The 21,490-nt window shown below is 66.2% G+C and carries 16 protein-coding genes; 8 read left to right on the forward strand and 8 right to left on the reverse strand.

The genetic code is table 11. The annotated features are described in order from the left end of the window. Window positions 1-65: 65 nt before the first annotated feature. The 3 genes from AC1DSD_RS05750 (at window position 66) to AC1DSD_RS05760 (ending at window position 1,764) form a co-directional block, all read left to right on the forward strand. Window positions 66-521: a hypothetical protein gene (locus tag AC1DSD_RS05750; RefSeq protein WP_478028961.1), complete on the forward strand. Its 456-nt coding sequence runs from the start codon at window positions 66-68 to the stop codon at window positions 519-521. A gap of 261 nt (window positions 522-782) precedes the next feature. Beyond that, window positions 783-1,091, forward strand: coding sequence for a hypothetical protein (locus AC1DSD_RS05755; RefSeq protein WP_478028962.1), 309 nt, complete (start codon window positions 783-785; stop codon window positions 1,089-1,091). A 202-nt stretch (window positions 1,092-1,293) separates the two neighbouring features. Next, window positions 1,294-1,764 (forward strand): DUF6881 domain-containing protein, encoded by a 471-nt coding sequence (locus tag AC1DSD_RS05760; protein WP_478028964.1) that lies wholly within the window; start codon window positions 1,294-1,296, stop codon window positions 1,762-1,764. A gap of 191 nt (window positions 1,765-1,955) precedes the next feature. Here AC1DSD_RS05760 and AC1DSD_RS05765 read toward each other — a convergent pair whose 3' ends face one another. Genes AC1DSD_RS05765 through AC1DSD_RS05775 form a run of 3 tightly spaced genes read right to left on the reverse strand, consistent with a single transcriptional unit; the run spans window position 1,956 to window position 7,368 of the window. Next, the gene (locus tag AC1DSD_RS05765) at window positions 1,956-5,006 is read right to left on the reverse strand and encodes an efflux RND transporter permease subunit (protein ID WP_478028965.1); all 3,051 of its coding nucleotides are present in this window, start codon (window positions 5,004-5,006) and stop codon (window positions 1,956-1,958) included. Next, window positions 5,003-6,028, reverse strand: coding sequence for an efflux RND transporter periplasmic adaptor subunit (locus AC1DSD_RS05770; protein WP_478028966.1), 1,026 nt, complete (start codon window positions 6,026-6,028; stop codon window positions 5,003-5,005). Before AC1DSD_RS05770 ends, AC1DSD_RS05765 begins: the two co-directional genes overlap by 4 nt. Further along, window positions 6,025-7,368, reverse strand: coding sequence for a TolC family protein (locus AC1DSD_RS05775; protein WP_478028968.1), 1,344 nt, complete (start codon window positions 7,366-7,368; stop codon window positions 6,025-6,027). Before AC1DSD_RS05775 ends, AC1DSD_RS05770 begins: the two co-directional genes overlap by 4 nt. A gap of 137 nt (window positions 7,369-7,505) precedes the next feature. Between AC1DSD_RS05775 and AC1DSD_RS05780 the strand changes: the two genes are divergently transcribed. The 4 genes from AC1DSD_RS05780 to AC1DSD_RS05795 all read left to right on the forward strand — a co-directional run bounded on the left by AC1DSD_RS05780 (window position 7,506) and on the right by AC1DSD_RS05795 (window position 11,150). Continuing rightward, window positions 7,506-8,171 carry a response regulator transcription factor gene (locus AC1DSD_RS05780; RefSeq protein WP_478028969.1) on the forward strand — a complete coding sequence of 222 codons (666 nt, stop codon included), beginning with the start codon at window positions 7,506-7,508 and terminating at the stop codon, window positions 8,169-8,171. 2 nt (window positions 8,172-8,173) lie between these two features. Continuing rightward, window positions 8,174-9,541, forward strand: a complete 1,368-nt coding sequence (locus tag AC1DSD_RS05785; protein ID WP_478028971.1) for a sensor histidine kinase — start codon at window positions 8,174-8,176, stop codon at window positions 9,539-9,541. A gap of 37 nt (window positions 9,542-9,578) precedes the next feature. After that, window positions 9,579-10,313, forward strand: coding sequence for a COG4705 family protein (locus AC1DSD_RS05790; protein WP_478028972.1), 735 nt, complete (start codon window positions 9,579-9,581; stop codon window positions 10,311-10,313). A gap of 66 nt (window positions 10,314-10,379) precedes the next feature. Continuing rightward, on the forward strand, window positions 10,380-11,150 hold the full coding sequence (locus AC1DSD_RS05795; RefSeq protein ID WP_478028973.1) for a hypothetical protein: 771 nt from the start codon (window positions 10,380-10,382) through the stop codon (window positions 11,148-11,150). Window positions 11,151-11,829: 679 nt separating this feature from the next. On the opposite strand, the gene AC1DSD_RS05800 is transcribed toward AC1DSD_RS05795, so the two are convergent. From AC1DSD_RS05800 to AC1DSD_RS05810, 3 genes are read right to left on the reverse strand one after another with little or no spacing between them, the layout of a single operon-like run. Next, window positions 11,830-12,303, reverse strand: coding sequence for a DUF6985 domain-containing protein (locus tag AC1DSD_RS05800; RefSeq protein ID WP_478028975.1), 474 nt, complete (start codon window positions 12,301-12,303; stop codon window positions 11,830-11,832). Then, entirely contained in the window at window positions 12,300-14,162 is a 1,863-nt protein-coding gene (locus tag AC1DSD_RS05805) for a hypothetical protein (protein WP_478028976.1), read from the reverse strand. The genes AC1DSD_RS05800 and AC1DSD_RS05805 overlap by 4 nt, the downstream gene beginning before the upstream one ends. Then, on the reverse strand, window positions 14,159-15,892 hold the full coding sequence (locus AC1DSD_RS05810) for a hypothetical protein (RefSeq protein ID WP_478028977.1): 1,734 nt from the start codon (window positions 15,890-15,892) through the stop codon (window positions 14,159-14,161). Before AC1DSD_RS05810 ends, AC1DSD_RS05805 begins: the two co-directional genes overlap by 4 nt. 488 nt (window positions 15,893-16,380) lie before the next feature. Here AC1DSD_RS05810 and AC1DSD_RS05815 point away from each other — a divergent pair, with 488 nt between their 5' ends. Continuing rightward, window positions 16,381-17,406 carry an alpha/beta hydrolase fold domain-containing protein gene (locus AC1DSD_RS05815; protein WP_478028978.1) on the forward strand — a complete coding sequence of 342 codons (1,026 nt, stop codon included), beginning with the start codon at window positions 16,381-16,383 and terminating at the stop codon, window positions 17,404-17,406. 149 nt (window positions 17,407-17,555) lie between these two features. On the opposite strand, the gene acnA is transcribed toward AC1DSD_RS05815, so the two are convergent. After that, window positions 17,556-20,132, reverse strand: a complete 2,577-nt coding sequence (gene acnA / locus AC1DSD_RS05820; protein WP_478028979.1) for an aconitate hydratase AcnA — start codon at window positions 20,130-20,132, stop codon at window positions 17,556-17,558. Then, on the reverse strand, window positions 20,129-21,436 hold the full coding sequence (locus AC1DSD_RS05825; RefSeq protein ID WP_478028980.1) for an MFS transporter: 1,308 nt from the start codon (window positions 21,434-21,436) through the stop codon (window positions 20,129-20,131). The genes acnA and AC1DSD_RS05825 overlap by 4 nt, the downstream gene beginning before the upstream one ends. Window positions 21,437-21,490 lie beyond the last annotated feature (54 nt).

Here is a 21,490-nt window from a genome sequence, read left to right on the forward strand (position 1 = left end):
GTGAATGAAGCAGGGGCACGCACATTGAAGCTAGTGAAGGATAAGCCTGTGCCGCAGAGGCCGGAGTGAAGGTATTGTTTGTTTTTGCGGTCCTAGCTCTGGCAGGATGCGATAAATTGCAGCCGACGGCAAAAGGCCCCGTTGATCGAAATACGATGATCGGCGCGAGCGCCACATGTCCTTCTTGCGGTCGCGTAACCGATGCCGAGTTTTGCGCGATGGAAAAACGCGATGCGGCCGGTTTAAAAAGCGAACTCCCGCTGCAGATAGATTACGCGACTAAGTTGGATGGAATGATGGTGAGCTGCTCGCTTCGGTTCGTAACGCTGAACAAATCTATCGCGCTAAAACTCTCTATGATGCGACCCGGCTGGCAGGCTATGGCGCAGTCCCAGCTTAATCAAAACATATGTGAGAATCCTCTGTTCGTCGTGATGGTACGTAGGGGTTGGACGTTCGCCCATAAACTCTCCTTCTTGAGCGGAGAGCAGATCAACCAACGTGCGATCTGCTCTCGATAGCGGGTTTATTAAACACGTAATCGCCACTCGCTAGGCTTTGGCGAACCGCAGCTTTCCACCCAATAGCTGACCTTGGTCGGGGACATGAACGAATGCCGGCTTTTGGGATTGCGCCTCACTGGCCGGAATGGCTGATTTTAGGGCGCCTAGCTGACGCTTCGTTGCTCGAGTGATTCGACGGCGGCTGTCGATCCACTTGCGGACATTCGCGCGAGCCGCTTACGTCTACCGCAAGAACCCATTCACCCCGGACGCGAACAAATGAGAAGCTATTTCATTGAAGGTCTGAGCAGCTACGAAATCGCCGCGGATGGGCTGACCGAGGCGTTTCCAGAACAAAGCGATCACTCGACAAAAGTCCTTACCGGACCAGAGGGCAGTAACGTGTGTTACCTATATGTCGGTGAACAGGACGATCCGGTGGAACAGGATGAACGCTTCCTTATTCAAGCAGATGTATCGGGACGCTTCTTCGATTTCGACGTAGACGAGTACATTGTCTCCGCACTGCACCGTATTCAAGAGCGCGTCGGCGGCGTCGTTCGGGATGATGACGGAAACACGGTCTGAACATCCGCTTCCCCGCCCGGGTGGTCGTCCGCAGGCCGTGTGAACGAATGGCGACTTTTGGGGCCGCGATGACCGCGCCGGAACGACTACTATTGGGTGTGAAGCTGCCTAGCGTCTCTCGACCCCATTGCGGACGTTTAGGCGGCGGGACATTGTTGGAGATATGAGCGACCAGCCCCGGTGCAACTTATGTCAAAGGCCCATGCTGATTCCCGACGACCCACTTTCTGGAGATTGTGGCGGCGATTGTTGGGGCTGCATCGGCCTCATCGAGGCACAGATGGGCGGCGATCCAGAGGAGAACATCTCTACTGCGCTTGTGGCTAAGGAGGTCAAATGGGGTTGGCGAGAACTGGACGGTGCCCCGCGGCCCCAGAGTTTTTTCCTACGAGGTGGTCCACACCATTTACGTGTCCTGTGGAACCATTCTTCCGCCAAAGATCCAGTGGAGTTGTGGAGTGAATTGGACGCAGATCGAAACGAGGTCCGAAAAATAGAGATTTGGGCGGATGGCCGGGTGGGCTATGCCTATGGCGGGGTTGAAGTCGGCGGAACGCGGCTCGGAGAATCTCCCGTACCGCAGCTCGACATTATTGCGGGCGATCCCCAGTTCGAGCCGGAAGCCATTTCGCAATCTGACTTTGAAAAACAGTGGACCGCGAACGTGCGCTAACCACTCATTTTCAGCCGTTCTGCCCTTGTGCTTATGCGGGCGTTTGTGAGTTCACGGCCCAGATCGCTCCCAACTTCCCCCGGCGCCGCGGACTTGTTCCGGGGGGGCAAGCCTCCCAAACGGACGCCTGTCGTTAGCACGTTGGATGCTGGGGCGAGCCCGGTATGACGACGTAAGACCATCGCTATCGATCAGGCCGCCCGGACATCGCGCCGCCGCACGTTCGCGATCGACCACAACGCCGCGGGCAGGAACAGCAGCACTAACGGCACCGCCGCCGCCAGCCCGAAGATGATCGCCGTCGCCAGCGGCTGTTGCAGGCCCGCGCCGCGGCTCACCCCCAGTGCCAGCGGCGCCAGGGTCAGCACCGCGATCAGCGCCGACATCAGGATCGGCCGCAGCCGCTTGGCACCCGCTTCGCGCAATGCGTCCAGCGTCAGCGGGGCATCGCGATCGATTTCCGCGAGGAAGAAGATCACCAGTTCGGTGACCATCCCGACCACCATCGTCAGGCCCATGAGTGCCGAGATGTTGAGCTCGATTCCCGTCGCCCAGAGCCCGGCGAGCACCGCCGCTGCGGACAACAGGATCGTCGCGAGCGCCGCCCCGGTCCAGGCGAGCCGCTCGAACAACAGGGTCAGCAGCAAGGCGGTGAGCAGGACGGCCGCGGCGAATACCAGGCTGAGGTCGGCGAAGCTCTTCTGCTGCTCGGCATAGAGGCCGCCATAATCGACGCGGACTGAGGCGGGCAGATGCAGCCCGTCGACCGTCGATTTCACATCGCGCATGCCTGAGCCCAAATCACGACCTTCGAGCCGCGCGGTGACCGCGATGAACGGCGCAAGATCCTCGCGGGTCAATTGCTGCTGGCCCGGATCGATCGAGATCCTGGCGATCGATCCCAGCCGGACGGCATGGCCGTCGGGTGCGGTCAGCACCAACGCCGCGATCTGGTCGGTGCGGCGGCGCAATTCCTCGGGCGCGCGGACGCGGACGCCGACCAGTTGCTCGCCGGCGCGGACATTGGTCGCGGCCGATCCGCCGACCAGCGCCTCGACCTGGCTCGCTACCGCATCGGGATCGAGCCCCTGTTGCGCGGCGGCGCCGGGGTCGACGCGCACGCTGACGGCATCGCCCGCGACGCGCAGGCCATCGACCACTTCGACCACCCCGTCGATCTTGCCGATCGCCCCGCCGACCTTGGCGGCGGCGTCGGCGAGTTGCTTGGGATCGTCGCCGAACAATTTGACCTCGATCGGTTCGGGCACCGCGGTGAGGTCGCCGATCAGATCTTCCATCAGCTGGATCAGCTCGACCTCGAGCCCCGGCACCTTGGCCGCGACCTGCTGGCGGATATCGGCCATCACGTCTTCGATCGGCCGGCGCGATCCGCCCTTCAATCGGATGAAATAATCGCCTTCGTCGGCCTCGGTCAGGCCGCCGCCGAGTTGCAGGCCCGTGCGCCGCGAATAGCTGGCGACTTCGGGCGTGGCGCGGATGATATCCTCGACCTGGCGGAGCAGGCGGTCGGTGTCTTCCAGGCTCGCGCCCGATTGCGCCTTATAGTCGAGCACGAAGCCGCCTTCGTCCATCGCCGGCATGAAGCCCGACGGAACGTGGCTCCATGCCAGGACGCCGAGCAGGACGAGCGTGGCGGCGACGATCCCGGCGAACATCGCCGGCCGTTTGAACGCGCGGTCGCCCGCTGTGGAATACCAGCTGCCAAGCCGTCCCATGAACCCGCCGGCGCGCTCGGCCGCTTCGGCGTCCTTGTCGCGCAGCCAGTGCGCGGCGATCAGCGGGATGACGTAGCGGGCGTAGAGGAGCGACACCGCGAGGGCGGCGACCATTGTCACCGCGAGTGCCTGGAAGAAGCCCCCCGTCACGCCGCTGACGAAGGCCAGCGGCAGGAAGACGATGATCGTCGCCATGGTCGATCCGACCAGCGGACGGCCCATTTCGGCGGCGGCCTCAAGCAAGGTCGGCGGCGTCGTCGCACGCTTTTCCTGCATGCGGCGCATGACGTGTTCGAGCATCACCACCGCGTCGTCGACGACGAGCCCGACCGCGGCAGCCATGCCGCCCAGGGTCATCATGTTGAAGCTCATATGGAGCGCGAACAAGGCGAGGCAGGTCGCGGCGAGCACGGCGGGCAGCATCAGTCCGGTGATCAGCATCAGCCGGCCCGAGCGCAGGAACAGGAACAGCACGAGGCCAGCCAGGATCGCGCCCAGGATGATCGCGTCGCGCACCGCGTCGGCGGCGCCGGTGACGAGTTCGGACTGGTCGTAGAATGGCGTCGCCTTGACGCTGGGCGGCAGGCCGGCCTGTTTCAGCCGCGCGTCGACCGCCTTGACGATCGTCACGGTGTCGCCGGTCAGCGCCTGGCGGACATTGACCAAAACGGCGTTGCGGCCGTTCGAGGTGACCTTGGTGAAATCGGGGGCGGGGGCGGGGTGGATGCGTGCGATCTGGCCGAGCGTGACCAGCCCGGCGCCGCTGGTCTGGCCCGACTTGACCGGGATGGCGGCGATATCGGCGGCGGAGGCGACGCGGTTCTCGACCAAAACGAGGTAGAGCCGGTGGCGATCCTCCATCTTGCCGACGCCGCGCACGCTATTGGCCTTGCCGATCGCGGTGGCGACATCGGGCAAAGTCAGGCCGAGCGCCTGGAGGCGGCCGGGGTCGACATCGACCGCGAATTCGCGCGGGGAACCGCCGAGTATGTCGACGCCGGCGACGCCAGGCACGGTCGACAGTGCGGGCAGCACCTTGAGCTCGGCGATCTGGCGCAGTGCCTGCTGGTCGAGATTGTCCGAGGTCAGCGCGATGCCGAGCACCGGGAAGATCGTCGGGTCCGAGCGGCGGACGTCGAACCGCGTGCCGGCGGGGAGATCGGGCAGGATCGTCGCGATCGCGCCCTGCGTCGCGAGCGTCGCCTGGGCCATGTCGTCGCCCCAGTCGAAATTGAGCGCGACCTCGGCCGAGCCGCGGCTGGTGGTCGAGCGGATCCGCGTGACCCCGGGCACCGCTCGCAGCGCGACTTCGATCGGGCGCGTGATCTCGGCAGCCATTTGCGCGGCGTCGCGATCGCCGGCATCGACCGCGACGACGACGCGGGGATAGTCGATATGCGGGAACAGGCTGACCGGCAGCCGGGTCGCGGCGAGCAGGCCGCCCAGGGTCAGCAAGGCAACCGCGAGCCAGATCGACCGCGCGTGACGCGAGAGCGCGGCGCTCATTTGGTGCGCACCTGCATGCCGTCCTCGAGCGCGGTGCCGCCCTCGGTCACGACCTGGTCGCCGGGCTTCAAGCCCTTGGCGATGACGATGCGGTCGCCGCTGACCGCGCCGGTCTCGACGTCGCGGCGATGCGCGACACCCTTGGCGACGACGAAGACATAAGGCTGGCCGGCATCGTCGAGCAGCGCGGCATAGGGTATCGTCAGCGCCGCGCCACCGCCGGTGCTGCCCAGGTCGAGTTGGCCATTGAGCGCGGAATTGGTGCCGATTCCCGACCCGGCGGGCACGTTGACGAACAGCGACGCGAGCTTGGTGGTCGGGTCGACCACCGGGTCGACCGACAGCACTGGCGCGGAGAAGGGAATGCCGCTCGGCGGCGTGACGCGCAGTACCATGCCGGGCCTGACGCGCGAGGCCTGGGCAGGGTCGATGCCGAAGCGCGCGCGCAGATTGCCCGAGCCGGCGATCGAGGCGACCGCGGTACCGGGCGCGACCAGGTCGCCGGGCGCCGACGCCACGCTTTCGACGAAGCCGGCGGTCGGCGCACGCAAGGTCAGCGCGCCGTTGCGCGCGCCCAGGCTGGCGCGGGTTGCGCCCGCGCTTTGCGCCGCGGCGCGCGCGGTTTCGACGTCGGCGTCGCTGACCAGCCCGTCGGCGCGGAGCCGTTGCGCGCGGGCATAAGCTGCCTGCGTCGCGGCGGCATCGGTCGCGGCCTTGGCGTAATCGAGCTTGTTGGTCGGGCTGGGCGCGAGGCGGACGATTACTTGTCCGGCGCCGACTTTGGTACCGACTGGCGCTTCGATCGCGACGACGGTCGCTTCGGCAGGCGCGGCGAGGGCATGCTTGCCCATCGCTCCCGCCTCGACCGCGCCATAGACGGTCAGCGTCTCGTCGACCGCGCCCTGTCGCGCGGGGGCAAGCGCGACCAAGGCGACCGGCTTGGCCTCGCTGTCGGCGGCATCCTCGCTCGAACCGCAGGCGGCGAGCAGGATCGCCAGGGTCAATGCCAGTCCGGCCTTCATTTCCAATCCTCCCTGGGCACGCCCGTCAGCAATTCGAGCGCGATCATCGCTTCGTCGATCGTCTGGTCCGCGGTCGCGAGTTCGACCCTTTTGTCGCGTAGCGCTCCCTCGGCGGTTTCCGCGGTCGCCCGCGATACGTCACCGCGCGCGGCGGCGGCGCGGCTGACGCGTGCCAGCCGGTCGAGCTCGGGCAGCTGCGCGCGGACCGCGTCGCGCTGGCGCCGCGCCAGGCTCACCGCGCTGGCCGCCGCAGCGATATCGGCGCGGGTCTGGAACAGTCGCGCGTCATATTCGGCCTTGAGCTGCTCGCGCGTCGCGCGCTCGACCGCGATCCCGCCGCGATTGCGGTTCCATAACGGCAGGGTGAAGTCGACCGTCGGTCCCAGGATGTTGTTGCCGCCGGTATCGCGGGTGAAATTGAGGTTGAGCGCGAGGCTGGGGAATTGATCGAGGATCGCCTTGTGGACCGCGGCCTCCTGCGCGTCATAGCCGGCGCGCAACGCCTGCAGATCGAGGCGATTGTCGAGCGCGATCCGCGTCAACATGGTGGGGTCGAGCGCGGGGGCAGTGTCGACGCTCGGCGCCAGTCGCAGCTGGGTTTCGGGCGCCAGGCCGAGCAATTTGACCAGTTCGAGCCGCGCGGCGTCGAGATCATGTTCGGCGGTGCGCAATTTGTCGGCGGTGGCGACGGCATCGGTCCGCACCGCTTCGACGCTGGTCGAGGCGACATCGCCGCGCGCCGCTGCGCGCAGATTGCGCCCGAGCAAGGATTGCGCCGCGGCGTCGTCGATCCGAAGCAGGTCGATCGCGCCCTGCAGACGGCGGATGCGGATTGCTTGCAGCCGCGCTTGCCCCGCGGTCTGCCATTCGGCCCAGGCGAGATCGAGCCGCACCTGCTTGGCCTGCGCCTCAGCCGCCTGACGGCGCACCTTGCCGGTGCGCAAGGCATTGAGGTCGAGCCCGAGCCCACTGGCGATCTCGCTGAACGGGTCGGGCCCCGACAGGATGCCGCCCAGCCCAAGGCTGAAGGTCGGGTCGGGCAGCAGGCGCGCGGAGAACACCTGGGCATCGGCGACGCCGGCCTTGGTCCGCATCGCCTTGAGATCGGGGTTGTTGAGCACCGCGATCACCGCGATGGCATTGTCGTCGAGCGGTGCGGCGAGATCGACATTGGCCGGCTTGAGATACGGCCGGTCGATCGTCGCGGCGTCGCGACTCAGCGCGGCGATATCGCTATCGGACGGCGTCGTCGCGAGCGGCCGCGGCGTGTAGGAAGCGCACCCGGCGAGAAGAAGCAGGGCGAGCGCCGGGCCGGAACGGGGGGCGAGCGATTGCAACATGACTCCTCCCTAGCAAATCTCTACTGACACGGTCCTGACGAATGCGAAAATACAATCTGTCAGCCGAGTGTCAGCGAACCAGGCGCATAGGAGGCAGTGATGACGATCAAAGGGCATCATCCTGAGGAGCGGCGCTGATGCGCGCGCTGGTGGTCGAGGACGATCCCGATATCGGGATCGACGTCGAAAACGGCCTGGCCGAAGCCGGGCTGGTGGTCGACCGCATCACCAATGGCCCCGATGCCTGGTTCGCCGGCGATACCGAGGATTATGCCATCGTCGTGCTCGATCTCGGCCTGCCGGGGCTCGATGGGCTGACGGTGCTGCGCCGCTGGCGGGCGTCGGGTCGGACGATGCCGGTGCTGATCCTGTCGGCGCGCGGCGACTGGACCGAGAAGGTCGAGGGGATCGAGGCGGGCGCGGACGATTATCTCGCCAAGCCGTTCCAGCTCGGCGAATTGGTGACGCGGGCGCGGGCATTGCTGCGCCGTGCCGGCGGTCATGCCGCGCCGGTGCTCGAAATCGGGCGGCTCAAGGTCGATACGCGCAATCGCCGCCTGCTGGTGCGCGATGTCGAGACGCGCGTCTCGCCGCTCGAATTCCGCCTGATCAATTTTCTCGCGCATCAGGCCGACCGCACGATCGCGGTGGGGGAGATTGCCGACCATCTCTACGGCACGTCGGAGATTGGCGACGTCAACGCGATCGAAGCCCTGATCATGCGGCTGCGGCGCAAGATCGGCAGCGACAGTATCGAGACGCGGCGCGGCTTCGGTTATCGCCTGACCGGCGGGGCGAGCTGAGCATGCGGTCGATCCGCCTCCGCCTGATCGCCTTTGCCGCGCTGGCGATCGCCGTCGCCTTATGGGCGGCGTGGCATGTCATGGGGCTATTGTTCGAACATTATACCGAACGCCGCATGGCCGATGCCTTGGTCCGCGACGGCAATGCCGTGGCGGCGGCGGTGCGGCTGGATGCGCAGGGGCGGCCGTCGGTCGATCCCGGCGATCTCGACGCGCGGTTCCGGCGGCGCGCGAGCGGACTCTATTGGGAAGTCCGCGCGCCGGGCGGGATCGCAGGATCGCCGTCGCTGGGCGGCAAGGTGCTGTCGGCCGACGAAGATGATCATGAAGCGACCGGCACGGCCTGGCAGGAAGCTGAGGTGCCGGGTCCTTATGAAGACGATCTGATCGTGGTCGAGCGACGCGTGTCGGTCGGCGGCACTATTGTGCTGGTGCGGGTCGGCGAGGATGACGAACCGATCGACCGCGCGGGCGCCGCGTTCGCGCGCGAAATGGGGATGTTCCTGCTCGCGCTGGGCGTCGCGCTGGCGCTTGCGGCGTGGGTGCAGGTCGAGCTGGGGCTATGGCCGCTTCGCCGCGTGCGGCGCGAGCTGGCGGCGATGGCGCGCAACCCCGCGCAACGCCTGTCCGACGACCATCCGCGCGAGATCGACGATCTTGCCCAGGCGATCAACACGCTGGCCGATGCGCGCAGCGACGATCTCGGCCGTGCGCGCCGCCGCGCCGCCGACCTCGCCCATGCGCTCAAGACACCGCTCGCCGCGCTCGCCGCGCAGAGCCGGGTCGCGCGCGCGGCCGGTGCTACCAGTGCCGCCGATGCGATCGATCAGACCCTGAGTGCCGCCGCCGCGGTGCTGGAATCGGAGCTCGCCCGGGCGCGTGCCGCGGCGAGCCGGGTAGGCGAGGGCGTGGCCGCGACGCGGCCGGCGGCGCTGATCGAGGGCCTGTTCGCCGTGCTCGAACGCACCGACAACGGCATGAGCCTGGTGTTCGATGCGGACATTCCCGCCGATTGGGAAATCGGCATCGACGCCGACAGTTTCGCCGAGATTTTCGGCAATCTGCTCGACAACGCCGCCCGTCACGCCCGCCGCGTCGTTCGCGTCGATGCCGCGCACGATGCGGGGCGATTGAGCTTCACCGTCGACGATGACGGCCCCGGCATTCCCGCCGACCAACGCGACGGCGTGCTGCGGCGCGGCGTACGGCTCGACGAAACCGGCACCGGCCATGGCCTTGGCCTGTCGATCGTCGCCGATCTGGTCGAGGCGACCGGCGGCACGATCGCGCTCGGCGAAGCGCCGCACCATGGCCTCCGCGTCACGCTGAGCTGGCCCGATACCCTTCTCACCCGCGCCGAACCGAGCTGATCGGCACGCGCCTTCTTCCCCTCAAGGAGCTCCCCCTATGCAGATTGCGCATATTCCGAAGGTCAACGCGCGCTATTGGTCGGCGATCACTTTCGCCAGCCTGTTCGGCACCAATATGGGCGATCTCTATTCGCACGAACTCAAGCTCGGCATCGTCCTCGGCACCTCGATCCTGGCGGCGCTGGCGGCGGCGGTGTTCCTGGTCGAGCGGCGCGATCATGGCCCGCGCGAACTCTATTACTGGCTGGTGATCATCATCATCCGCACCGGCGCGACCAACATCGCCGACTATTTCAAGAAGATCATCTACTGGCCGCTCTTCGCCGCGATCCTGACCGCGTTGCTCGCCGGGTTCGCCTGGCTGTCGTCGCGCAGCGACGCCAAGCGCGAGGCCGAATCCGAGGCGCAGGGCATGCCCGCGACCGGCACGGCGTACTGGCTGGCGATGCTGAGCACGGGCGTGTTCGGCACCTTTATCGGCGACGTCTGCTCGAAGCTGATCGGCAAGGGGTTCGCCTCGCTCAGCCTCGGCGCGTTGCTGATCGTCGCCTTGTTCGCGTGGCGGCGCGACAGCGGCAACCGCTTCTGGTTCTACTGGATCGCGCTCGCGGTCGCGCGCACCGCCGGCACCGCAATGGGCGACTGGCTGGCCGAGACCGAGGCTTTGGGCATCGGCCTACCGCTGTCGACGCTGATCACCGGATCGATCTTCGTGCTGATCCTGCTGCTGTGGCCGCGCAAGGGCGGGGCGGCGGTGCCGATCCACGCCTAAGCTCTTTTTCGTCTCTATCGGCCGGCTCCGGGCGGGGCCGGCCCTTCCCACAAAAGGGTCACGAGCATGTTCGGTCGCCTCCTCCTCAAATCGCTCTTCGTCGCTCTCGCCGTCCTGCCGCTCGCCGCACCCGCGGCGGCGCAGGAGGAGCTCAACGACGGGCCCAAGTCGCTGGTGATCAGCTACCGCGCCGGCCTTGAGCATCGCGTCGCGTTCCGCCGCTACCTCGCGACCAACCTGGCGCCGCGGTTGCGCGCGATGAAGGCGCGCGGGGAGATCGCCGATTTCCGCATCTTCTACAGCTGGTATCGCCAGCCCGCGGTGTGGGACGGGCTGGTCATCCTGCGCTTTCCGACCTTTGCGGCGGTGAGCAAATGGAATGCGCTCGAACGCAGCGAGCCGGGCGGGCTCGACCCTGCCGGGATCGCGCTGGCCGATCCGGTGGCGAGCTATTCGAGCGACCTCGCCTGGTCGCGTAATCCCGACGCGCTCAAGGACGGCGAAGTCTATTACGTCATCCCGTACGAATATCGGAACGAGGGCGAATATCGCGATTACGTGAAGGGCTATGTCCAGCCGCAATTCGATGGCTGGATCCAGACCGGGGCGCTGACCGGCTATGAGATCTACATGAACCGCTACGGCACCGGGTCACCCTGGGATTCGCTGTTCATCCAGCATTATCGCGACATGGCGGCGTTCGGCCAGCGCCAGAAGATCACCGCCAGCGTGCGCGACAAATTGCGCGGCGATCCGGTGTGGAAAGCGTGGAGCGACAAGAAGGCCGGGATCCGCAGCGAGAGCGAGAACAGCATTGCGGAATTGGTTGCGCATTGAGGTGTGAAGGGGGCGGGTCCGCAATGCGCCCCATAATCAGACATTCAACCGCCGACTCCAGTGTCTCGGAAGCTGCCGAACGTTCAGGTAGCCGGAAACGACTGCTATTGGTGGTAAGCTGCCATTCCGCGGACCGTGGATGTGGCGATCAGGTTTTGCCAACCTGTCTAAAAATACACTGCGATTACCAATGCAACGCCGGCACCGGCGAGCGCCCTAGATACGACTGTATACCAGAACCGCTTAGGGTATTTGGCTCGCGTAACGTGATCTTCCCAGTTGAACAGCCGACCTCGTGCTATGCAAATCCAAGTTAGAGTAGCGACCATGGCCGCAACAAGACTTGCGACTAGAAGATGGTGGGGCATCACGTCGACGCCGAATCCACCGGCTTATGCTTCGCCAGCTTGCGCGGGCGCTTGCCAAAGCGGGCTTCGTCGTTTGTCATTCGCAGACAGAAGCACGGTCGGCGAATGTCTGCAATTGGGTCGGAAGCTGCCGCCCATCCAAAGGCGTCCTGCAACGGCAGCAAAGCGCTCCTAATCAGACATTCGATTGCGGTTGCATCGCCCCCAAAAGCCGCCCTTCGTTTATGAAGCGGGCAATGTCCGAAACTGGGTGGTTTGCTGCCTATCTCGTTTCCAGTGCAAAGCGAAGGTAGCTGCCGTTGGTGGGTGCCCTAGAGAACAATGTCTTGCGTGCCGACGCCGCTCAAACGCTCGTCTACGAATTTCACCGCCAAACCTAGGCTTGGCTCCCAAGTGCAGTCGAACAGCAAACCGACAACTCGCTCAGGCGGGTTCTCAAAGGATTCCTGAATTATCACTTCCGAGGGCGTCACCAGATGAGATAGGTCTTTGGCGCTAGCGATCTCAGGTGCACACTGATCGGCGAATTGCGGGCCGAAGCGCGCGCGCAAATCCGGCAAATTCTCACGATAGTATGTGAAGATCGCATCTCTCGCAGTGTCGGTCATTTCGACCTTGCACTGCTCAAAAGCCGCATAAGCCTGTCTTTGGGCCGCACTTATGTCAGCATGTTCTTCGCACGGAATTATCAAGCGCGTGTGAGCAACGTTACCGAGGAAGGGCCACTCGCATTGGCCGACCCACCCAAATTCATATTCGAGGTCACCAAAAAGGGCGTCGTTCACGAACTCTCCTCCGCTGTGGTCGCTGGCTTCGTCTCCGCCGCCGCGAGTTCGTCGCGCATTAGGATCCAGTAGGACGATGTCGATCTCGCGTGCCGCAGCGCCAAGGCGATCCCACCGAGCGTCGCCGGTTGCGCCGCCGTCGCGGTGCGGCCGCGCCCTCGCTCGTCCGGACCCGATGCGGCGAGCCCCTCGAGGAGCGTCAGCCAGAGTTGTGGCGGTGGAGGCAGCCTGTGGACCCGACACGCGAGCAGCAGGATCGGCCAGTGGTCCAGCCGGATCGCTGACAGCGCGGCGTGCGCCGCGTTCTCCGACACCTCTCGCCTGAGTGTCTCGATCAGTTCCGTCCCTTCTGGACCGATGGTCAGGCCGCCGCGGGAGGAACCGGTGAGTTCGCCGCCCCGCCAGAGCTTGGCGTCGGTCCCGGCGTTCACGACCCACGTCTGGAAGTTGCAGTGCCCGAGTTCACTCTTCTGGAAATCGTCGATCTCGGTGGCGATCTCCGGCCTGGAAAGACCCCAGGCGAACGCAGCGAGTATGGGCTGGATGATGCTCGCCGCCGTGGCGTCGCGCCATGCGTCGTCGTCCGGCGTCTCGTCGCTGATGAGCGATTCGTAGTCCGTCGTCCGGACCGGATAGTCCCGTCGGCGGGCGTGGGCGAGCCGCGTCGCACGGGACGTCTCCTGAACCCAGGTCGCCGCCTCGCCCCTGGTGTCGGGAACAGCGGCGAGCAGCATCAGCGCGAGCGACAGGTCGACGCCTTGGAACTCCGTGACGGGGGTCAGGAGGGCGGGGTTAGAGCCGGCCATCTGGGCAACGCCCTCGGCGATCGACAGCAGGTCGGCTGGCGGCCCGTCGATCGCGTCGGGGGCGGTTCCCAAGGGTTGCGACATCCACAGCCGCCATAGGCCTCCCATGGCGACGCGTCCGACCGTCTCGAACATGGCGAGGTTCACGTCCACGCTCTCGTGGGACCAGACGGCGAAGCTGAGGGCATGCAGGCTGCTCGCGTGCAGAAGTACCTTGTCGCGGTAAAGCTCGTCCCAGATTCGCAGGTGGAGCAGGATCACCTCGTGGAGCGTGTGGCTTGCCTCGAGCTTGCGGCCGCCGTCGGCCTCGATCACGGCCCAAAGCAATTCCCAGCAGCGCAGCACGACCAGTTCGCTCGCCCTGTAGGGCGCTTCAAGGTTCCCGGCCTCTCGGCCCCATACGGTGAGGATCCACAACGCGAGGTAGAGCGTCCGCACGCGGGGGATGGCGTCCTGTCCGTCGTCATCGGCGACCCGCGACAGCAGCCGTGCGAACTGACCGACCGCCGCCTCCGGCTCCTCGACGAGCGCTGCGGCGCGGCGGAGTAGAGTGCGCAGCGCTTCCGGGAAGACCTCCTCGCGCATCGCGCCCTCGACCACCTTGGCCGTGAGGGTGTCGCCGGTCCACAGGCGGAATTCGACGCCCGGCCTGGTCTCCGCCGCCATGTAGCCGTTGACCATCGGCAGCGTGTTTTCGAGTACGATGCCGCCGATGGTAATGACGACGACCACTGGAAGTCCGCGGTGCGCCGGCGCGACGCCGGCGAGATAAGCGTCCCTGATCTCGTTCAGCGACTGCCTGAGGGCCTGATCGGAATCGCCGTCCCATTCGCGCCTATTAAGGTCGCCGCGCTTGATCGAGAACAGGAAGAGCTTGCGCTGGCCGTCATCGTCGGTTCCGATAGCTGCCACGTCCGAGCCATATTGCCGAGTTCCGACCATCGGGCGCGAGAGGACCTCGTAGCCCATCGCGGTCAGCAGTTCGGGGATGATGGCGTCGAGTTCGTCGCGCTCCTTCAGGCCGCGGAAGAACTCCCTGACGATGGGGATCATTTGCCGCCACCGTCGCTGATCATGCGCGCGCGCCGATACCAGGTGCCGAACGGGTCGATCACGTCGAGTCGGGGGAGCTCGTGCGAATGCTCGTGGACGCCGAGCAGGCTCTCCTGCCGAACCGTTTTGCCGGGCTCGACGACCATGTCGTATACCGTGCTGTCGCCGAACAGCATGATTGATGTCGGGAAGATCGACCCGAAGACCGACGCCTCCTGCGCAGCCTTCTGGATGGCGAGTTGGTCGCGGTGGCGCTTGATCGCGGCGAGGTGGCGATGGTGCGGGGATGGCCTGAGTTCGGGCAGGTCGCGCGCCTTCTCGATGTCGGCGCTGTAGCGATCGAGCCTGGCGATGGCGTCACGGACCGCATCCGCGGCCGCGACCGGCAGATCCTCCAAGACTGCCTCCAGGTATTTCCTCGGACCTGTCCAGTAGCTGATGAGGAGGGGGTTCCACAGAATGGCGCCGAGGGCGGGAATGGCTTGCGGGGGTCCCGTCCTCATCAGGCTGACGATGACGGAGGCCGCGGTCTCGGGGGAGAGAAGTAGGATGGCGCACGACCGCCGCGCGATGCGCACTGCGCGCTGCGGTGCGAGGGCGGCGGACGAGAAGTCCAGGTCGAAGGTCATGGGATTGCCGTAGACGGCTAGACACAGGTCGCGCACGGCCGTGTAGAGCGGCATCTGGTCGGTGAGCAGCCACCGCGTGACCGTTTGCACGAGCGCGCCGCCGGTGTCGGTCAGCAGCTGGTGCTCGTAGGAGTCGAGGCGCTTCATCGTGACGGTCTCGCCACCGAGTAGGCGGTCTGCCAGCGCTGCTACGTCGGCGGCGAGCGGATCGGACAGGTTTTCGGACAGGATGAAGTCGATGCCCTCGATGGTCCCGGTCTCGTCCGCCTCGGTCTCGTGCAGCAGCGCGAGCGCGGGTCTGGCTAGTGCGGGATCGGCCTTCTTGGCGCCGAACATCATCGAATTGGTGATCGCGGCCCTGACGTGCCGGTCCGCCCTCGCGCTGACCTCCGCCAGTGCGGCGAGGCCGATCGCGACTGGTGAGGTGTCGCGGGCGGCGATGTCGAGCAAGGCGCGCAAGGCTGCGCCGACGCGCGCTCCCTGCGTGGCCCGCAAAGTCGCCTGAAGTGCGTCGCTCGCGGTCGCGAGATCCGCTGGCGAAAGATCCGATGTCTGTCCGAGCACGTTCGCCGCGACGTCGCTCTCGGCAGCATCCGGGCCCTTGAGCATGCCGATGACAATCGGAAGGAACGCCGGACGGTCGACCTTGATGCCGGTGGCGATCGCGACTTGGATGAGGTCGACCGATGCGCGGCCGTCCCTGATTGCCTCAAGCAGCCTGCCTGGGTTTTCTTGGTCGAGTTCGCCCCACTGCCCGATCGCCGACTTCATCCAGTATGGCGTTTCGCCGTCCTTCTCGCGGAGCGCTCCAGCCTTGGCCAACGCCAGCAAGCCGTCGAGCCCCATTCCGCTGGCGGGGGCCGCCTTCTCGACGAACTGCTGCGTCGCGTAGCCGACTTGGCGCCCGGGTTCCCCAGCTAGCACGGAGGTGAGGTCGAGGTCGCCGCGACGATGGGCTGCGCCAGCGTCGTCGGCGAATGCTGCCCAGGCGGTGTCATCGAGCGCGCGCATGGCCTGATTGAGATATTCGTCTGCCTCGCCGTCGTGCATCGCCGCGGCGAGGCTTGCGCTGTCGAATCCGTTGGTCGTGTGTTCTGTCATTTCGCGCACATCACCACGACGGCGCGTTCGCAGCAACGGCTCCTGAGCGGACCGGCTTCCCGGCAACCCGTTATTAGCGGGGAACAACTATCGACGCCCGTCAGGCCGCAATGTTAAGTCTGCGCTTCCAAGGTAGGTTCGCGGCGATCTCCCGCTAATCGCGCGGGCGATGGTCCAGATAACGTTCCGGCCCGAGCCGCCCGCTGTGCTGTCCGCTCCGAAGATCGGCTTTCTGCGCTCTCCCGCCTGAAAGTCGCCATTCGGCTATCGGCCCACTTTCTGCCATTCCCTTTGGTGGTGATCGAACGACCGCGATTGGGTCGATAACCGACCGGCCGCTCTATACGCCTACTTCCCAGGTCGGTCCGGGCTCCGAGCCGCCACCGCGGTCGTTGCCGCTGACGAACCGCCTTGCGTTGACGCCACGCTTGCAGATCGTATTATTGGCCGTATGAGTGCAATATCGGATTGAACGCGAGGTGATCGATATGCGGTGGCGGCTCCTGGCATTGGCTTTGGCGGCTACCCCCGGCTTCGCGGCGGCGGATACGGGCAAGCAGCCCGCAATCTCGGCCAAGTCGGTGCGTGACGATACCTTCCCCACAGTCGAAGCGCGTTATCCCGGCGGGATCGTCGCGCGCGGGCATGTCGAATATGCCAATTATGTCGGCTATCGGCCGCTTCAGCTCGACCTTTATCTTCATGTCGATCGCGCGAGGGCGAAAGCGCGCCCATTGGTGATCTGGGTACATGGCGGCGGCTGGAGCCGGGGCGATGCGCGGCAGTCGGGGGCGTTTACCGACTGGCCGGGCGTGCTCGCGATGCTGGCGGCGCGCGGCTATGTCGTTGCCTCGGTCGATTACCGGCTGAGCGGCGAGGCGAAGTTTCCGGCGCCGGTCCAGGACGTGAAAGCGGCGATCCGTTTCCTGCGCAGCCGGGCGGGCGAGTATGGGATCGATCCCTCGCGGGTCTATTTATGGGGAGGATCTGCGGGAGGGCATTTGGCCGGGCTGGCGACGGTTACGTGCGGGGTGGCCGCGTTCGATCCGCCGCCATCGACCGGCCGCTTGCCGGGCTCCGCGGCGAAGCTCGCCAAACCGTTGCCGCAGTCGGATTGCGTGCAGGGGGCGGCGCTTTGGTACGGCGTGTTCGATTTCGCGCTGGGCGGGGAGCGGCCCGGGACGGCGCTTAATGCGAAGACGCTGACTGCTTTGCTGGGTTGCGATCCGGCGGTTTGCCGCGACACGGTCGCCGCCGCGAGTCCGGTCAGCTATGTCAATCGCGACACGCCGCCGTTGCTGCTGATCCACGGCACTGCCGATGAGGAAGTCGCGTTTCGTCAGAGCGAGGCGATGGCTGCGCGGATGAGGGCGGCGGGCGCCTCGGTCGAATTCGTGCCGGTGGCCGGCGCCAATCACGGTTTCGTCGACGCAACCCCCGAGGCGACGAAGCGCGACAGCCTGATGGCGCTCGATCGCACTTTCGCGTTTTTCGACAAGCTTTCGAAGCGCTGATCGAGGCTCGGGGCGAACACGCAATACGCCTCCCCGGCGAAGGCCGGGGCCCAGCTGCGATGATCTTGAGATGACGTCCCGCCTTCGAGGAAACGGTGCGACTGGGCCCCSGCCTTCGCCGGGGAAGCGTGTTTTGGGGATCGGAGCAGCTATGCCCTAAAGTTGCGCACTCCGCCGAGGATGAGCGGGATGATGCCGCCTGCGCGGAGGACCGACAGTTCGAGCGCGGTTTCGACCTGCGCCACCGCAGCGAACCGCTCGACCCCGCCGTCGCGGCGATGGATCGCGACCGGCACGATCGCGCGCGGGCTGAGCGTCTCGGCGGGCGCATCGATCTCGATCCGGTCTTCGGGCGCCAGTGCCAGTGTCGACGGATGCCGGTCGGCGAGGAGGCGCAGCGGCAGGATGCCCATATTGACCAGGTTCGAGCGATGGATCCGCTCGAAGCTCGCCGCCAGCACCGCGCGCGCGCCGAGCAGGCTCGCGCCTTTCGCCGCCCAGTCGCGCGACGACCCCATGCCATAGCGATCGCCGGCGACGATCACGACCGGCTGACCGGTCTCGGCATAACGGGCCGCCGCGCGCCATAAAGGCAGCGGCGTGCCGCCCGTCGTCATCAACGTGCTGCCCGGCGGGATCGCCTCGCCGAGTAGGTTGCGGACCGTGCGGTTGGTGAACAGCCCGCGCAGCATCACTTCCCAATTGCCGCGCCGCGACGAGAAGACGTTGAGATCGGCCGGATCGGCGCCATGGTCGATCAGCCAGCGCGCCGCGTCGCTGTCCGTCGGGATCGCGCCGGCGGGGGAGATGTGGTCGGTGGTCACGTCGTCGCCGAGCACGATCAACGGTGAGGCGGAATAATGCCCTAGCCGGTCGTCGCGCTCCATCCGGGCAAAGGGCGGCGGGCGCAGATAGGTTGAGCCGGGATGCCAGGGATAGAGCGGGGTGTCGGGCGCGGGCAGCGCCGCCCAGGCCGCGCTTGCCTCCGCCGCATCGAACGCCGCGGCATAATCTTGCGGCCGGATCGCCATCGCCGCGGCGGCGTCGATCTCGGCGCCGCTCGGCCACAACCGGTCGAGCGTGACCGGCGCACCCTCGGCATCATGGCCGATCGCGTCGCGGGCGATGTCGATCGCGGCGTTGCCGGCCAGGGCATAGGCGACGGTCAGCGCGGGCGAGGCGAGGAAGGCGTCCTCGATCTGCGGATGGACTCGCCCGGGGAAATTGCGGTTGCCCGACAGGATGCCGACCGGACGCGCGCTGCCACGCTCGATCGCCTGCAGCATCGGTTCGGCCAGCGTGCCCGAATTGCCGATGCACACCGTGCAGCCATAACCGACGATCGCGAAGCCGACTGCCTCGAGATCCTCGAGCAAGCCGGCACGGATGAGCAGCCGCTCGGCGCTCGGGGAGCCCGGCGCGAGGCTGGTCTTGACCCAATCCGGCGGCGTCAGTCCGAGCGCCCGCGCCTTGCGCGCGACCAGGCCCGCGGCGAGCAATTGGCGCGGATCGGACGTGTTGGTGCAACTGGTGATCGCCGCGATCGCGACCGGCCGCTCGGGCATCGTCGTTGCCGGACCGGCGCCGAGCAAGGCAGGTATCTCGGCGGTCGCGACCAGATCCTGCGGGCGGCGCGGACCGGCGAGCGAGATGCCGATCGCGGACAAGTCGATCTCGATCGTCTCGGCATAGACGGGCGAAGCTTCGGCCTCGAACCACAATCCGGTCGCGCGCGCATAGTCGCCGACCAGAGCGATCTGCGCTTCGCTCCGTCCGGTCTGGCGGAGGTAATCGAGAGTCGCGCCATCGATCGGGAAATAGCCGGTCGACGACCCATATTCGGGCGCCATATTGGCGACGACCGAACGGTCCCCCGCCGACAAGGTCGCGACGCCGGGGCCGAAGAACTCGACGAACCGCCCGGCCAATTCGATCCGGCGCAGGCGATGCGTGACGACCAAGGCCAGATCGGTCGCGGTCACGCCCTCGCGCAGGCGTCTGGTCAGTCGTACCCCGACCACTTCGGGGACGCGCATCATCACCGGCATGCCGAACATCACGCTTTCGGCCTCCAGCCCGCCGACGCCCCAGCCGAGCACGCCGATGCCGTTGACCATCGGCGTATGGCTGTCGGTGCCGATCAGCGTGTCGGGCATTGCCCAGTGAACGCCGTCGCGCTCCTCGCTGGTCACCACCGTGGCCAATTGTTCGAGGTTGATCGTGTGCATGATCCCGGTGCCGGGCGGATGCACGGTGAAATTGTCGAGCGTCGCCGATGCCCATTTCATGAAGCTGTAGCGCTCGGCATTGCGATCGAGTTCGCGCGCCATGTTGCGCGCCGCGGCGTCGCCGCTTCCGTAGAAATCGACCGCCAGGCTGTGGTCGGTCGAGACGTTGACCGGGAGCAAGGGGTTGAGCGCATTGGGATCGCCGCCGGCATCGGCCAGCGCCTGGCGCGCGGCGGCGATGTCGACCAAAGCAGGGCCGCAGGTCGTGTCGTGCATCATCACCCGGCCGGGCCAGAAGGCGATTTCGGCGTCGCTCGTGCCCTGGGCGATCCATTGCTCGACCAGCGCGATCGTCGCCGGATCGTCTCCGCTTCGCCGCAACAAATTCTCGATCAGGATACGATGGACGACCGGCAACCTGGCCAGACCGAGCGCGGCGAGATCGACGATCGTGTAGCTGGCGTCGTTGCTGGCCAGCGCGCGGGTCGGGACGGTCATGCGGAGTCCTTGCGCGATGTCAGCGGAGCGGCGAGCACCATCACGAACGCGACCAGGGTGAGCCCGGCCAGGAACACCAGCCCGGTCGCGGGCTTGCCGCTCGCTTTGGCGACGACGCCGACGACATAGGGCCCGACGAACCCGCCGAGATTGCCGATCGAGTTGATCGCGGCGATCGATACCGCGGCGGTGGCGCGGGACAGGAACATGCCGGGCAGTGTCCAGAACGGCGCCTTGAAGGCGTAAAAGCCGGTCAGCGCCGCCGCGAGCAGGACGGTCGCCGGTATCGGGCCGGCAACCCAGGCGACGCCGCCCAGGGTCGCGCCGGCAAGCAGCAACGGCCAGGCGGTATGATAGCGCCGCTCGCCAGTGCGATCCGACCGCCGCGACCACAAAACCATGCCGATCGTCGCGACGATATAGGGCAAAGTGGCGATCAGCCCGGTCTCGACATTGCTGAGCGACTTGCCCGAATGTTTGACGATCTGGGGCAGCCAATAGCCGACGCCCAGGCTGCCCGCCTGATAGACGAAATAGATCGCCGCCAGATACAGAACGCGCGGCTCGGTGATCGCGCGCCAGGTATTGAGATGGCGCACGCCGGTCGCGGCATGCTCGCGCGCGATCTCCGCTTCCAGCCAGTCGCGCTCGTCCGCCGCCAGCCAGCGCGCATTGGCCGGGCGATCGACCAGCAGCCGATAGGTGAACAGCCCGCCGATCACCGCGGGCAGCCCCTCGATCAGGAACATCCAGCGCCACCCGGTCAGGCCCAGGCCCTGGACATGATCGATGATCCAGGTGCTGACCGGCGTGCCGATGATGTAGGATACCGGGATCGCCGCGGTGAACATCGCCACCACCGTCGCCTGCTCGCGGGCGCGGAACCAGGCGGTCAGATAGATGATGATCGCGGGAAAATAGCCCGCCTCGGCGACCCCGAGCAAAAAGCGCAGGCCATAGAGCTGCGAGGTCGATTGCACGAAAGCGGTGGCCATCGACACCACGCCCATGCCGATCAGGATGCGCGCGATCCAGATGCGCGGACCATAGCGCGCCATCAGCATGTTGCTCGGCACCTCGAACAGGAAATAGCCGATGAAGAAGATGCCCGCGGCGAATCCGAACGCCTCGTCCGAAATCCGCAGCTCGGCATTCATCTGGAGCGCGGCATAGCCGATGTTCGCGCGGTCGATATACGAGACGATGTAGAGCACGAAACACAGCGGCACGATCCGCCAGAACACCCGGCGCATGATCCTGCGGTCGTCGGCCTCGGTCACGGGCGGGGGTGCGATGCTCTCCATAAATATGTTCTTTGACATTCAGAAATACAAAGAGCAAGGATTACCTATCTCGAG

Source organism: Sphingomonas sp. P4_D12 (assembly GCF_056401895.1).

What these genes read in the sequence shown, in the direction of transcription:
- AC1DSD_RS05755 (WP_478028962.1), top strand. Translation starts at nt 783, where the DNA reads ATGAGAAGCTATTTCATTGAAGGTCTGAGCAGCTACGAAATCGCCGCG.
- AC1DSD_RS05760 (WP_478028964.1), top strand. Translation starts at nt 1,294, where the DNA reads ATGCTGATTCCCGACGACCCACTTTCTGGAGATTGTGGCGGCGATTGT.
- AC1DSD_RS05765 (WP_478028965.1), bottom strand. Translation starts at nt 5,006, where the DNA reads ATGAGCGCCGCGCTCTCGCGTCACGCGCGGTCGATCTGGCTCGCGGTT.
- AC1DSD_RS05770 (WP_478028966.1), bottom strand. Translation starts at nt 6,028, where the DNA reads ATGAAGGCCGGACTGGCATTGACCCTGGCGATCCTGCTCGCCGCCTGC.
- AC1DSD_RS05775 (WP_478028968.1), bottom strand. Translation starts at nt 7,368, where the DNA reads ATGTTGCAATCGCTCGCCCCCCGTTCCGGCCCGGCGCTCGCCCTGCTT.
- AC1DSD_RS05780 (WP_478028969.1), top strand. Translation starts at nt 7,506, where the DNA reads ATGCGCGCGCTGGTGGTCGAGGACGATCCCGATATCGGGATCGACGTC.
- AC1DSD_RS05785 (WP_478028971.1), top strand. Translation starts at nt 8,174, where the DNA reads ATGCGGTCGATCCGCCTCCGCCTGATCGCCTTTGCCGCGCTGGCGATC.
- AC1DSD_RS05790 (WP_478028972.1), top strand. Translation starts at nt 9,579, where the DNA reads ATGCAGATTGCGCATATTCCGAAGGTCAACGCGCGCTATTGGTCGGCG.
- AC1DSD_RS05795 (WP_478028973.1), top strand. Translation starts at nt 10,380, where the DNA reads ATGTTCGGTCGCCTCCTCCTCAAATCGCTCTTCGTCGCTCTCGCCGTC.
- AC1DSD_RS05805 (WP_478028976.1), bottom strand. Translation starts at nt 14,162, where the DNA reads ATGATCCCCATCGTCAGGGAGTTCTTCCGCGGCCTGAAGGAGCGCGAC.
- AC1DSD_RS05810 (WP_478028977.1), bottom strand. Translation starts at nt 15,892, where the DNA reads ATGACAGAACACACGACCAACGGATTCGACAGCGCAAGCCTCGCCGCG.
- AC1DSD_RS05815 (WP_478028978.1), top strand. Translation starts at nt 16,381, where the DNA reads ATGCGGTGGCGGCTCCTGGCATTGGCTTTGGCGGCTACCCCCGGCTTC.
- acnA (WP_478028979.1), bottom strand. Translation starts at nt 20,132, where the DNA reads ATGACCGTCCCGACCCGCGCGCTGGCCAGCAACGACGCCAGCTACACG.
- AC1DSD_RS05825 (WP_478028980.1), bottom strand. Translation starts at nt 21,436, where the DNA reads ATGGAGAGCATCGCACCCCCGCCCGTGACCGAGGCCGACGACCGCAGG.